A 13,754-nucleotide genomic window follows, 5' to 3' on the forward strand; every position below is an offset into this window, starting at 1 on the left:
GGCGGGATGCCGAACTGCGCTGTAAAGAGCTACGCCAGCGCCGGCAAGGTAAACACGAACGTCGTACCGCCATAGCGTGCCGGCATGACATACAACTGTCCGCCATGGGCATGAATGATCGAACGACAGATCGCAAGTCCCATGCCCATACCTTTGTCCTTGGTGGTGAAGAAGGCGTTGAACACCTTGTCCTGATGCTCTGCCTCGATCCCCGGGCCGCTGTCCTCGACACTGACCACCAGGTAATCGCCGCCGACCGCTTCACTGGTGATCGAAAGCCGGCGCAGCACCTGATCGCCTGCGCTCATGGCATCCAGTGCATTGAGGATCAGGTTCAACACGACCTGCTGCAACTGCACGCTCGAACCGTGGATCTGCAGCGGTGAACGGGTCAGATCGGTGGTCATCAGCACACGTTGTTGCTCGACTTCGACCAGCGTCAACGTCACCACGTGGCGGATCACATCATTGATCAACAGCGGCCGACGATGCTGGGTGCCCTGTCGTGCCAGGGACTGCAATGCGTTGACGATGGCGCCGGCGCGCTTGCCGTCCTGAACGATGTCACGCAACCCGCACAGTGCCTCGTCGATCTGTGGCGTCTGGCGATCGAGCCAGCGCAGGCTGGCGGCGGCATTGGAGACCATGGACGCCAACGGCTGGTTGATTTCATGGGCGATCGAGGCCGCCAACTCGCCCATCACAGTCACTTGAGCCACCTGCGCCAGCTTGGCGCGGGCGTTGTGCAAAGCCATTTCAATGTCCTGGCGTCGGGCATTTTCTTCCATCAACTGATTCTGCAGGCGCGCAGCCTCCAGCGAGACGGCCGCCTGCCCGGCGAGCAGTTCCAGGACGCCGGTGCGACTGGCCGTGAACACCCCGCTCGCCAGGTTGTTTTCCAGGTACAGCACACCGATCAACTGGCCTTGCTTGATCAAGGGCAGGCACAGTGCCGAGCGCACGCGCTGACGATTGAGGTACTCGTCGGCACCGAAATAGTCGTCGGCGTCGACGTCGTCGATCACCAGTTTTTGCCGGGTGCGCATGACCCGATACAGAATCGACAGTGGCAGATGCAGTTTGCTGGGCGTTTGCTCGACGAGCTCGATCTGCAAGCCGTTATCGTCGGCCTGGCCGATGGCGCAGATCATCGGCGCCTCCTGCTTGACCAGCACCAGCAGCGCCCGTTGCGCGCCCGCATGGATGATGGTGGTGCTCATGAGCATTTCCAGCAGACGATCCTGTCCGGTTTCCTCACACATCGCCTGGACCGCTTTCATCACCGAGGCCAGGTCCAGCGAGTCCTGACCGCCGGGGATGGTCACCGACGCCCGGGACGCCAGCATTGCATCGCGATAGTGCGCCACAGCTTCCAGCGTCTGGCGGCCCGATGCACCAAGACCTGATTGCTGCCCCATGGCCAGGTCCGGGATGTCCTGGAACTGCTGCCACTGACAGCGACAGGAGCGCAGGTCGGCCAGCAGGCTGGCAGCGCTCTGGTAACGGTCGTCCGGATTTTTCGCGATCAGCCTGAGCACCAGCTGCGACAACGCAGCCGGAATGTCGCCGCGAAACAGCTTGAGTTCGGGCGGCTGACGGGCGACGTGGCAATACACCCACTCCACGGCATCAACCGCTTCGAAGGGCAAGCGACCGGCCAGCCATTCGTAGAACGTCATCCCCAGTGAATACAGATCGCTGCGCGAGTCGGCGTGCCGGCCGACCCTGCGCGACTGTTCCGGCGACATGTACGCGAGCGTGCCGCAGATCGCGTCCGACACCGGCAGATAACCCGGCGGGTGGGCCTGCACGCTGAGGCCAAAACCGCTAAGACGCACCAACCCGTCGCTGCCCTCCACCAGATGGCACGGCTTGACGTCGCGGTGCAGCAGCCCGCTGGCATGCACCTCTGCCAACGCCGCAGCGGCACCTGCGGCCAGATGCAGAAAACGCTCGATGGAAAACGGCTGATCAGCCAGCTCATGCAACGGCTGCCCGCCCGGATCGCTGAGCACCAGTAAATGGCCGTCATCGCCCGACAGCAAAGCCAGCGGTTGCAATGCCCACTGCGGCAGGAGCCGATCAGCGAGGGCATATTCATGCTCGAGCCTGCGAGCGATATCGTCGGCCACGCCAGCACTCGCCCTGACCACTCGCCACTGCTGCGTGGGATCCTCGGCAAGCCGGACCCGGTAGTGAGACAACTGGCCCTCTTCGAGCAGCAACTCCCAGACCAGTTGCTCCAGCCACTGCCTACCAAAAGGGCCTGCGTCTGAGCTCATGGCGGCTGGCCAATTGAAGATGCTGCTCATGAAAGCCCCTGATGACGTTCACGGCACCGGCCAGGCGTCAGCATGCAGGCGTGATGCAATAAGGAACAAGCGCGCCGAGCCGCTCGTGCATCTTCAGAAGTTCGATGACGTTGCCGGCATGCATTTTGGTCATGACGTGCTTTTTGTGAACCTTGGCGGTGACTTCGCTGGTCCCCAGTTCGACCGCGATCTGTTTGTTCATCTTGCCGGTGATCAATAGCGCCATGACTTGTTTTTCCCTGGGTGTGAGGCTGGTGAAGCGCGCCACAACGTTGCAGGTCAGTTGTCGCTCGGTCAGATTGAGCGCATCGCTGGCCAGCGCTTCACGCACCAGGTCCAGCAGCTGCTCGGGTTCGAAGGGTTTGGTCAGGAACTCATGGGCGCCGGCCTTGATAGCCTTCACCGACATGGCGATGGTGCCGTAGCCGGTCATGAAGATGATCGGAAAGTGCTGCCCGCGCTTGAGCAACTGCGCCTGCAGGTCAAAGCCGGTGCCATGCGCCAGGTTGACGTCCAGCAACAGGCAGCTGGGCGCCTCCTCCAGCGGATGCGCCAGAAATGCTTCGGCGCTTTCGAACGCCTTGCAGGCGATATCTTCGGAGTTCAGCAGCCGCTGCAGCGCGGTACGAATGGCTGCGTCATCGTCAACCACGTACACCCTGGGTGTCGCTCTCATAAACTCTTCCGTCGATTCAGCGGCCAGCCGCCAAGGCTCTCTGATGCCGGGCATGATACCCGTCCGGACCGATAGGCACAGCCCTGACCACCTGCTGCAGACCGGCATACGGGTCTTTGGGATCAAGCCGGAGCGCCTGGCTGGCGATCTCCTGGGCGCGACCGATGCGCAGACAGGCGCGGGTGGCCGCCAGCATCCGGTAAAAGCGGTAAGGGCCCTGTACCGAGACCATCAGCAGTGACTTGGTGGCCAGCCTGACCATGCAATCCATGATGCTGGCCCGCGCCAGTGTCGCGCATTGCAGCGCGCTGCACGCCTGGTCGAGGGTGAAGCGGCCCTCAAGGTCGGCCAGCAGTTGCAGCACCGTACGCTCGTCACGGTCGAGCAGGCGAAAACTCCAGGCCAGAGAGGCCTCCAGTGTCTGCTGGCGCGGGGGCGCTGTGCGCAAGCTGGCGGACAACAGGTGCACGCTGTCGTCCAGGCTCTGGACCAATTGATACAGCCCAAGGGCGCACGCGCGCGCCGCGGCCATTTCCAGCGCCAACGGAATACCGTCCAGGCGCCGGCAGACCTCACCCACCAACTCGATGCTGTAGTCATCCAGCTCGCCATCGACGGCATTGGCCTGGTGACTGTCCAGAGCGCGCAATTGGCGCAGAAACAGTCGCGCCGAGGCACTGCGCAGAATCGCCTCGCGGCTGGCATCGGGCTCAGGAGAGGTCAACGGCGGCACTTGCAGGCTGCGCTCACCGGCGATACGCAGCGGCTCGCGGCTGGTCGCCAGTATCTGCACGGACGGTGCGCCGGGCAGCAGGGTCGCGACCAGCGCCGCCAGAGGGTCGATCAGGTGCTCGCAGTTGTCGAGAATGATCAACCCCGGGCCCTGCGCCAGGTGGCGCACAAGCAGGTCTGACAGCGAGTCGGCACCGGAGCAATCGATGCCCAGTGCGGCGGCCAGCGCTTCGGGCAACAGTTCGGCACATTGCACTTGGGCCAGCGGCACGAAATACACCGGGGCTGTCCCCTCCTCCAGCCGTTGCCGTGCCAATTCCACCGCCAGGCTGGTCTTGCCCACGCCCCCCGGGCCGATCAGGGTAATCATGGCGTGGCTGGCACTCAAGGCGGCGTTGATCTCATCAAGCAATGACTCACGCCCCACCAGTTCGACGCTTGCCGGCAGCCTGCTGCGTCCCGCCGTCGCCGGGCGCAGGGCCACCGCAAGCAGCGCTTCGTGGGCGCCTTCTTCGGCCCCCTCGCCGCCCAGCAATACATAACCGCGGCCCGGCACGGTACGGATCAGGTCACGGTCACTGCCCAGTGCCTTGCGCAGTGCAGAGATATGCACCTGCAGGTTGTTTTCCTCGACGACGGTGTCCGGCCAGACCCGCTGCAGGATCTGCTCCTTGCTCAGCAGTTGCCCCTGATGACGGATCAGCAATTCGAGGATCTCGAACGCTCGAGTACCGATGCGCAGGGCAACGCCGTCCTTGAAAACATCCCTGAGGTCCAGGGACACGGTAGCCTGACCGAGACTTATCATCTTGTTCGCAGTCCTTAGAGTGGATTCGCACGCCCTGAGATCGCCGAAGGCAGACACGCGGCAAATCGCTCGCGGCCACGAACAACGCAGCAGATCCATTTTTAGTCAGCGCCCATCTAATCAGCAAAAAACATCGAGCGATATTATCCGTAGGGGTAGTGACTTCTGGGTAATTGTTCTAACCGGACACTGTTGCAGCGCCCGGACTTGTATCAGATGACGATGAGGTGCCCATAACAGCCCACCTGTGCGTCGCGCCGCCAGCGTTGTACAGCGCCGAGCGACGCGGCGCTCAAGGCTAGTCGATCAGCGGCACATGGGCAGCCCGTTGATAGGGGCCATATTCCACCGGCACCCACTGGAAATGCTTGCCAGTGCGCTCGATGTGTCCGGTACCGGGAAACGGTAGGTGCGCGGCGGCCACCCAGGCCTTGGTGCCGGCAACTTCGGTAAACACCGCATCGCGGCTGGCGATGGCCTTGGTGCTGTTCTCATCGAAGCTGATGCTGACCTCGGGATGTTCGAACTGCACCGCCAGGTTATGCACCAGGTCGCCGATGAACACGATGCTCTGCCCTTTGGAGGTGAACTGGTAGGTGGTGCTGCCAGGGGTATGGCCAGGCTCGAGTGCGGTGCGCACTTCAGGGACCGGCGCATCGCCCGGATTGAAGGTCTTGAAGCGTCCAGCGGCGACGTAAGGCGCGGTCGAATCCTGAGCAATCCTGAAGTACGCCCTGGCCTGCTCCGGAACCCGTGAAAGCGCGCTCGGGTCCAGCCAGTAATCGGCTTCCGGCCTGGCGGCGTAGACCGTGGCGTTGGCAAATATCGGTTGTTTGTTGGCGTCCACCAGGCCGCATACATGGTCAAGATGCAAATGGGTCAGCAGGATCGTATCGACCTGATCAGGCTGATAACCAGCCGCCTTCATGTTCTGCGACAGCATCCCGGCGGTTTCGCCGATGCACTGCCCGGCGCCGGTGTCGACCAGGATCAGGTGCGTGCCGGTATTGATCAGAAAAGCGTTGAACGCTGTCTGCACGCCCGGTGTTTCAATCGCATGCCGGGCCAGCAGCGCGCGGATCTGTTCGGGCTTCATGCCCTTGAGCAACTTGGGTGACAGATCGTTGTAACCATCGAACAGCGCGGTGACTTCGTAATCGCCCACCGCCAGCCGGAAATACCCGGGCGCCTGGGTTTTCTGCTGGGCCGGTGGCTGGGCGAGTGCCAGGGTCGAGCACAGCGCAAGACCCAGCCCGACAGTGCGAGCCAAAGGAAACAGGGATGAGCGCATCAGAAGCCTCGGAACGAAGAAGAAAGGCCCTCCATAGTGAGGCTGACAAAAGTTGATTGATTGAAACAATGTGCTGGTTTTGGCGATGGCGGCGCAGACATGCATGCACTGCAGGAGGGAGCGTATGCAGCCGATTCGCGCGCCATCGGTTATAGACATCCACCAGCGCCCTGCCTAACATCCGCGCGTGCCACAGCGGCCTACGCCTTTCTAGCGGATATCTCCCAATGTCGACCGTCGTCCCTCACTACTCGCTGGCCTGGAGCCTGCTTCTGCTGTTGGCCGATGTGCTGGCCTGGCACCTGTTGGCCGAGCGCAACCGGCTGCTGCGGATCGCCATCCGCCTGGGGGGCTTTGTTGCCTACAGCCTGGTGATCATCAACGCCGGTGTCAGCCCGCTGGAAGCGCCCGCCTGGCCGGACGACAGTGCGCTGCAATTCGGCGCCACGGCGCTGGCCATCGTCTGGTGGATGTACGCCGCCCGCACCCTGACCGTGCTCCTGGGCCTGTTGCTGACCGGCCGCGTCGGCCACAGCGGGCGCCTGTTGCAGGAGGTCATCGGCGCAGTGATCTTTCTGATCGCCATCGTCGCGGCGGCAGGCTACGTGCTGCAACTGCCGGTCAAGGGCTTGCTGGCCACCTCCGGGGCCATGGCGATCATCGTCGGCCTGGCCTTGCAGAGCACCTTGAGCGACGTGTTCTCCGGGATCATCCTCAACACCACCAAGCCCTATCAGGTGGATGATTCGATCGCCATCGACGGCATGGAAGGCAAGGTCATGGACATCGACTGGCGCGCCACGCACTTGCTGACCGGGGTCGGCACGATGGTGGTGATCCCCAATTCGGTGGCGGCCAAAGCCAAGATCGTCAACCTGAGCCGACCGGTGCATATCCATGGTGTGTCGATCAACATCATGATGTCCCCGCACATCCGCCCGCGGCGGGTACTCGATGCGCTGGAGCGCGCCCTGCAGGGCTGCAGCGCGCTGTTACCGACGCCACGACCGCGCGCCGTGGTCAAGGACACCAGCCCCACGACTATCGAATATTCGGTCACCGGATTCATCAGCGACCTGGGCAACAAGAGCGACGTGCGCAACCTGCTGTTCGACCTGGCGTACCGCCATCTGGAAGCGGCCGGCATCGCCTGGCAGTCGGAGACCACAGCCGAAGCGACCTCGCGACCACGGGCGTTGCTCGATGAAGTCAAAGTCTTTCGCACCAGCACCGTCGATGAGAAAAATCTGCTGGCGCAGACCATGGTCGCGCGCGAATACGCGGTCGGTCAGACCATCATCGAGTTGGGAGAAGTCACCGACGGCCTGCTGGTCATCGCCACAGGGGTGGTCTCGGCCAACGTCCCGGACGGCAACAGCATGATCGAGGCCGGGCGCATGGGTCCGGGCGAAGTCATGGGTGAGCAGAGTGTGTTGGCCGACACCCCTTCCGAGGCACGCTTCAGCGCCCTGACCTCTTGCGTGGTCTACCGGATCGAAAAGGCCGCCACACGCAAGGCCATGGAGCAACGCGCCGACATCACCAGCGCATTGAACAAACTGCAGGCCATACGTCAGCAAAGCGCGCAGCACACGTTGCTGCGCAAGCCGGTGGTGATCAAGAAAAACAACTTTCTGGGATGGTTGCAGAAGCGTTAAGTCTTTGCCCCGACAGACATTCACCGCTCTAACCTATCACCCCACGGGAACCGGCTTGCTGACGGAGCAAAGTGCTCATCGGCAAGCCGTTAAATCCAGTCGCTCTAACCCTCATGCCAGATAACGCTTAAAAACCGTGTTCGCAATAACCGGCCGGTTTTTAAAGCACGATGCGTATAAAAACCAGCTTGAGCACAGCCGCCGATTAACTAGCCTCTAATCATGGCCCTGCTCCAGTGAGCGGAAACGGGCACGCAGCACATACCGTGATCAGGGAAGATATTATGCAATCCGCTCCACTGCCTAATACATGGCTGGTTCAATTCAAGATCGAGCGCACCTCAGCCAGCGACTATCTGTATGCCAACACTCGTCAGCAGGCAGAGATCAGCCTGGTGGTGCAGGCCCGGGAAAACATGGCGCTGTCGGACACGGAGTTCGAGAGTCTGTGTATCGTTGAGCTGGACGACAGTGGCAACTATGTACCTGTTCCGCCCTCGCAACGCGGGGACTGGTGGTATTCGGCGCAGCGCAATGAATACGACTATTACTCGGCCGCCATTCAGCACGCTGATTCACCTGACGGCAATCAGACTTGCACCCGCGAACTGTTGCATAGCATTAGAAGCTGGCTCGAAGCAGTGGGCACTTCACTTCGAATGGGCGCGCCTCAAGCGCAACCGGTGCGGCGTAAAAGACTGTATATGATGACCGCCGCCCCAGGTGGCACCACAAAGAAACTCTTTGCCCGCATCACCCGGGACACCGGCGATATTTATGTGACCGATAACATCTTTGTGTCGGACGTCACCCTGGTAGCGGTGCAAGTGCCCCGTTACTCCGCCGCGCTGGATTATCTGATGGACAGGATTCTGGTCAGCGGCTCGGAAGCATCGGGCATCTTTCTCTACGAACTGCATCTGCAACACCGCCTTGCCAGGTTTCACTCCGCAGGCATGAATCCGATGGGCATGATCCAGTGGGATGACCGCGACCCCGCCGAAACCCATGCTTCCAACGTCGGGCACGCCGGGCCTGGAGAAGCCTCGGTCAAATACAACGAATCCATTGTCCTGGGTTCGGCGTTTCAAAGGGCAGAGTTGATCAGCAACATCAGCCCCGGCAAGCTCACGCTGGTGCTTCAGGGCGATCTCAACATCCCCTATCACAGCGCCAGCGCGCTTACCCACAACGGCCCCTGCACGATCAATGCGATTGACTTCAATGGCAATGAGCATGCGTTGCGGGTCGCATTCATGGGTGAGTCCGGCTTCGAGGAACGTACAACGCTCGTTCTGCTGGATGGCTGAGCGAGCACCACCAGCAGACCGATCATTTCCAAGGAGCGTGGATCGTGAGCAAGCAGAACCCGAATGCAACATCAGCCCAGCCAAGCGCCAACGGGCCACACACGGCCGGACCTGCTCTGCGTGGGAATACCTCCCCGGACGCTCGGCGTCCAGCCGCGATGGACGCAGAGCGCCCAGACCGGCATTTTCCACACGAAGCGTGGCAACGATCAGGCAAAAAAACGCCACGACTGGGCGTGGCGCTTTTTCTGTTGAAGGCTGCGACTCAACGAGTCAGCAGCACTTGGGCCCTGCCTTGCCGCCGTAGCGGGCGTCCTGGCGTTCGCGGAAGAACACCTCGTAGGACATCACCGGCAGGTCCGGGTGGGTCTTTTGCATGTGTTCGACATAGTTGTCGTAATCCGGCATGCCCACCATCAGGCGGGCCGCCTGGCCCAGGTATTTGCCCAGGCGACTCAGGTCATTGAACATCAGCGCGCGTCCGGCATGGCCTGGAACGGTGCTTCCTTGTCGCTGCGCTCCTTCTTGACCCATGCCGCACGGCCGACCTTGACTGCGTAGAACAGGATACTCAGGACCACGAACAGGAACAGCGTGGTCAGCGCGGCGTTGGTGTAGGCGTTGAAGATCACATGCTGCATCTGATCGACAGTCTTGGCCGGCGCCAGGATCTGACCGGCATCAGCGGCAGTGCTGTATTTCTTCGCCAGCGCCAGGAAACCCACCGCAGGGCTCGGGTCGAACAGCTTGATGAAGCCGGCGGTCACGGTGCAGATCAGCAGCCAGGAGGCTGGCAGGATGGTGACCCATACGTACTGCTGACGTTTCATCTTGATCAGCACCACGGTGGCCAGCATCAGTGCGATACCCGCCAGCATCTGGTTGGAGATGCCGAACAACGGCCACAGGGTGTTGATCCCGCCCAGTGGATCGATCACGCCCTGGTACAGCAGGTAACCCCACAGCGCCACGCAGCCACCGGTGCCAATGATGTTGGCGGTCCAGGACTCAGTACGCTTGAGTGCAGGCACAAAACTGCCGAGCAGATCCTGGAGCATGAAGCGACCGGCACGGGTACCGGCATCGACCGCGGTCAGGATGAACAGCGCCTCGAACAGAATCGCGAAGTGGTACCAGAACGCCATGGTGTTCTGGCCCGGCAGCACCTGATGCAGGATCTGCGCGATACCCACTGCCAACGTTGGAGCACCGCCGGCGCGAGCCAGCACGGTGTTCTCGCCGATGTCCTTGGCCACCGCCGTCAGGGTTTCAGGGGTAATCGCAAAACCCCAGCTGGTGATGGTCTGTGCCACGCTGACCACGTCACCGCCGACCACGGCTGCCGGGCTGTTCATGGCGAAGTAGACGCCCGGGTCGATGACCGATGCCGCGACCATGGCCATGATCGCCACGAACGATTCCATCAGCATGCCGCCGTAACCGATGTAACGCGCGTTCTTCTCGTTATCCAGCAGCTTGGGCGTAGTGCCCGAAGAGATCAGCGCGTGGAAACCCGACACCGCACCGCAGGCGATGGTGATGAACAGGAACGGGAACAGTGCGCCCTTCCAGACCGGGCCGGTGCCATCGGTGAACTGGGTCAGGGCCGGCATTTTCAGCTCGGGGGCCAGAATCAGGATGCCGATCGCCAGGGCGACGATGGTGCCGATTTTCAGGAAGGTCGACAGGTAGTCACGCGGTGCCAGCAGCAGCCACACCGGCAGCATGGCGGCAACGAAGCCATAACCGACCAGCATCCAGGTGATCTGCACACCCGTGAACGTGAAGGCGTGCGCCCATTCAGGGCTGGCTGCGACCTGACCACCGGCCCAGATCGACAGCAGCAACAACACCACGCCGACGATCGAGATCTCACCGATACGACCCGGGCGGATGTAGCGCATGTACACGCCCATGAACATCGCAATCGGGATGGTCGCCAGGACCGTGAACATGCCCCATGGGCTCTCGGCCAGGGCCTTGACCACGATCAGCGCCAGCACCGCTAGGATGATGATCATGATCAAGAAACAGCCGAACAGGGCGATGGTCCCGGGCACGCGGCCCATTTCCTCACGCACCATGTCGCCCAGTGAGCGACCATTACGGCGGGTGGACAGGAACAGGATCATGAAGTCCTGGACCGCACCGGCCAGGACCACACCGGCGATCAGCCAGAGGGTGCCGGGCAGGTAGCCCATTTGCGCGGCCAGCACCGGGCCGACCAGCGGGCCTGCCCCGGCGATGGCGGCGAAGTGGTGACCGAAAAGGATGTGTTTGTTGGTCGGAACGTAGTCCAGGCCGTCATTGTTGACCACCGCAGGGGTTGCCCGGGTCGGGTCCAGTTGCATGACGTGATTGGCGATGAACAGGCTGTAGTAGCGGTACGCAACCAGATAGATGGCGACCGCGGCGACCACGATCCAGAGTGCGTTGATGGCTTCACCGCGGCGCAGCGCGACGACACCCAGGGCGCATGCCCCGAGGGCTGCGACGGCGAACCAACCCAGATGTTTGGTCAGTCGGGTCATTGTGGGTCTCCTGCCCAAGCTCATGGCTTGTGGCGTAATTGTTATTGTGTGCGCCGGGGTAACGGAGCGTCGCCACTATCCACGCTGTTGTCAGCAAGAGAAATGGGTACTACTACGGTCACTGCTACGTAGAACTACGTAGCAGCAGGTATTGCCAACCCCTGTAGGAGTGAGCTTGCTCGCGATACGCCAGGCCGGACGCTGCAAACCGGGCAGATGCACCGCTATCGAGAGCAAGCTCGCGCCAACACGACCGATAAGGTTGGCCGGAGCAGCGCAAGACAGATACTGCAGTTAACGTGTCTAATACCGCCCACAACAGCACCCGCCCGCCGGACGCCACACACCATGCAACTCAAATACAAGATCGTCGCCCTGGGCATCCTGCCGCTGATTCTGGCCGTGTGCGTGATCTGTGCGCTGGTCATCGTGCAGAACCAGCGCCTGGGCGAGCAGCAGGCACAGCTGATCGAAGACAGCATTCTGGCCAGTAAACGCGCGGAGCTGAAAAACTACGTGGAAATGGCCATGAGCGCCCTGACCCCGATCTATGACAGCGGGCGCAACGACGAACAGACCAAGCAGCAGGTGCTCGAAGAACTGTCCAAGCTGAGCTTTGGCATCGATGGCTATTTCTTCGTCTACGACCAGAACGGCCGCAATCTGATGCACCCGCGTCAGGCCGCGCTGGTGGGCAAGGACTTGTGGAACATGACCGATCCCCAGGGCCTGCTGGTGATCCGCGCATTGCTGCAAAGCGCGCAATCGGGCGATGGGTTCCAGCATTACGCCTGGGAAAAACCGTCCACCGGTCAGGTCACCGACAAACTCGCCCATGTGGTCATGCTCAAGCGCTGGGGCTGGATGCTGGGGACCGGGATCTATCTGGAAGATGTGGAACGCGCGACCCAGCAGGCACGCCAGGAAGTTGCCCGGGGCATCTACGCGACCATGCTCGACATCGGCGCCGTGGCCCTGATTGCGGTGCTGCTGGTGTTCGTCTGCGGCCTGACCCTCAACGCCAGCGAACACCGCCTGGCCGATCGCAAGCTGCAGATGCTCAACCAGCGCATCATGAACCTGCAGGAAGAGGAGCGCTCACGCCTTTCCCGCGAACTGCATGACGGCATCAGCCAGGTGCTGGTGTCGATCAAATTCCAGTTCGAGCTGGCCGGGTTGCAACTGGAAGGCAACGACCAGCGCGGCCTGGATACCCTGCGCCAGGGCACCGAGCGCCTGGGAGAGGCCATCGGCGAAATCCGCACCATCTCCCATGATCTGCGCCCTTCGCTGCTCGACACCCTGGGCCTTGCCGCGGCAGTGACCCAGCTGGTGGCCGAGTTCGAACAGCAGACCGGCCTGAACATTCATTACACGCACAACCTGAGCAAGCTGAAACTGGCCGAAGGCGCACCCGTGGCACTGTTTCGCATTCTTCAGGAGGCGCTGACCAACATCGAGCGCCACGCTCACGCGCAGAACGTCTACATCGATCTGCAGGGCAGCAAGAAACAGGTGCAACTGACTGTTCGCGATGACGGTGTCGGCTTTCGGGTCAATATTGAGCGCTTGCAGGAGATACAGGGGGGCATCGGTTTGCGTAACATCCGCGAGCGCGTCGAGCATTTCCATGGTCAGCTCGATCTGTACTCGGCACCGGGGCACAGCGAATTGACCGTGACCATGCCGGTCAGCGTGGCCGCATGAGCACCCTCGCCCACACAGGAAGCTTCTACCGATCATGAGCGCCAGCCAGACTATCCGTATCGCCCTGGTCGACGACCATTCGCTGGTCCGCGACGGCGTGCGCGCCTTGCTCTCCACGCGACCGCTGTTCGAGGTGGTGGGCGAAGCCGAGAACGCCACTCAGGCATTGGCGATGTGCGAGCAGGTCGAGCCGGACATTCTGTTGGTGGACATCGGCCTGCAGGACATGAACGGACTGGAGTTGACCCAGCTGATTCGTCAGCGTTTTCCAGCGATCAAGATCGTCATGTTGAGCATGTACGACAATCAGGAATACGTCGTCACCTCGATCCGCGCTGGCGCCAGCGGCTATGTGCTCAAGAACGCGCCGTCGCGGGAAATCGTCGCCGCCATCGAGGCCATTGCCACTGGCGGTACCTTCTACAGCGCTGAAGTCACGCTCAAGCTGGTGTCGAAGAAGACCGACGAAAACGAACTCACGCCGCGCGAAGTGCAGGTGCTGGTCGGCCTGGCCAAGGGACTGGACAACAAGACCATTGCCCGTGACCTGGCAATCAGCGTCAGGACCGTGGAAACCCACCGTCTGAGCATCCGCCGCAAGCTCAAGGTGGACAAGCCGGCAGGGTTGGTCAAATACGCCATGGAGCACGGGTTGTTGTTGCCGTGAGGCGGATAAACACCACACATTTCTGTAGGTGAGCTGGCGATTTCCTCTGTAGGAGTGAGCGT

At 61.6% G+C, this 13,754-nt stretch carries 10 protein-coding genes; 4 read left to right on the forward strand and 6 right to left on the reverse strand.

Going from position 1 to position 13,754, the window contains the following annotated elements; translation table 11 throughout:
- Positions 1 to 29: 29 nt before the first annotated feature.
- The 4 genes from ACI2KS_RS22110 to ACI2KS_RS22125 all read right to left on the reverse strand — a co-directional run bounded on the left by ACI2KS_RS22110 (position 30) and on the right by ACI2KS_RS22125 (position 5,819).
- Positions 30 to 2,312 (reverse strand): ATP-binding protein, encoded by a 2,283-nt coding sequence (locus ACI2KS_RS22110; protein ID WP_404623135.1) that lies wholly within the window; start codon positions 2,310 to 2,312, stop codon positions 30 to 32.
- A 37-nt stretch (positions 2,313 to 2,349) separates the two neighbouring features.
- Entirely contained in the window at positions 2,350 to 2,988 is a 639-nt protein-coding gene (locus tag ACI2KS_RS22115; protein WP_404623136.1) for a response regulator transcription factor, read from the reverse strand.
- A 16-nt stretch (positions 2,989 to 3,004) separates the two neighbouring features.
- Positions 3,005 to 4,528, reverse strand: coding sequence for an ATP-binding protein (locus ACI2KS_RS22120; RefSeq protein ID WP_404623137.1), 1,524 nt, complete (start codon positions 4,526 to 4,528; stop codon positions 3,005 to 3,007).
- Between the two features lie 298 nt (positions 4,529 to 4,826).
- Positions 4,827 to 5,819, reverse strand: coding sequence for an MBL fold metallo-hydrolase (locus ACI2KS_RS22125; RefSeq protein WP_404623138.1), 993 nt, complete (start codon positions 5,817 to 5,819; stop codon positions 4,827 to 4,829).
- Between the two features lie 227 nt (positions 5,820 to 6,046).
- Between ACI2KS_RS22125 and ACI2KS_RS22130 the strand changes: the two genes are divergently transcribed.
- Positions 6,047 to 7,477 (forward strand): mechanosensitive ion channel domain-containing protein, encoded by a 1,431-nt coding sequence (locus tag ACI2KS_RS22130; protein WP_404623139.1) that lies wholly within the window; start codon positions 6,047 to 6,049, stop codon positions 7,475 to 7,477.
- 236 nt (positions 7,478 to 7,713) lie between these two features.
- Entirely contained in the window at positions 7,714 to 8,787 is a 1,074-nt protein-coding gene (locus ACI2KS_RS22135; protein WP_404623140.1) for a hypothetical protein, read from the forward strand.
- Positions 8,788 to 9,060: 273 nt separating this feature from the next.
- On the opposite strand, the gene ACI2KS_RS22140 is transcribed toward ACI2KS_RS22135, so the two are convergent.
- Complete coding sequence (locus ACI2KS_RS22140) at positions 9,061 to 9,258, reverse strand: YbdD/YjiX family protein (RefSeq protein ID WP_404623141.1); 198 nt, start codon at positions 9,256 to 9,258, stop codon at positions 9,061 to 9,063.
- Entirely contained in the window at positions 9,258 to 11,318 is a 2,061-nt protein-coding gene (locus ACI2KS_RS22145) for a carbon starvation CstA family protein (RefSeq protein WP_404623142.1), read from the reverse strand. Before ACI2KS_RS22145 ends, ACI2KS_RS22140 begins: the two co-directional genes overlap by 1 nt.
- Before the next feature lie 348 nt (positions 11,319 to 11,666).
- Here ACI2KS_RS22145 and ACI2KS_RS22150 point away from each other — a divergent pair, with 348 nt between their 5' ends.
- Positions 11,667 to 13,025: a cache domain-containing protein gene (locus ACI2KS_RS22150; RefSeq protein WP_404623143.1), complete on the forward strand. Its 1,359-nt coding sequence runs from the start codon at positions 11,667 to 11,669 to the stop codon at positions 13,023 to 13,025.
- Positions 13,026 to 13,059: 34 nt separating this feature from the next.
- Complete coding sequence (locus ACI2KS_RS22155) at positions 13,060 to 13,692, forward strand: response regulator (protein WP_404623144.1); 633 nt, start codon at positions 13,060 to 13,062, stop codon at positions 13,690 to 13,692.
- The last annotated feature ends 62 nt before the right edge of the window (positions 13,693 to 13,754 follow it).

This window comes from Pseudomonas sp. NPDC087358 (assembly GCF_044900785.1).
In the GTDB taxonomy this organism is placed as follows: domain Bacteria; phylum Pseudomonadota; class Gammaproteobacteria; order Pseudomonadales; family Pseudomonadaceae; genus Aquipseudomonas.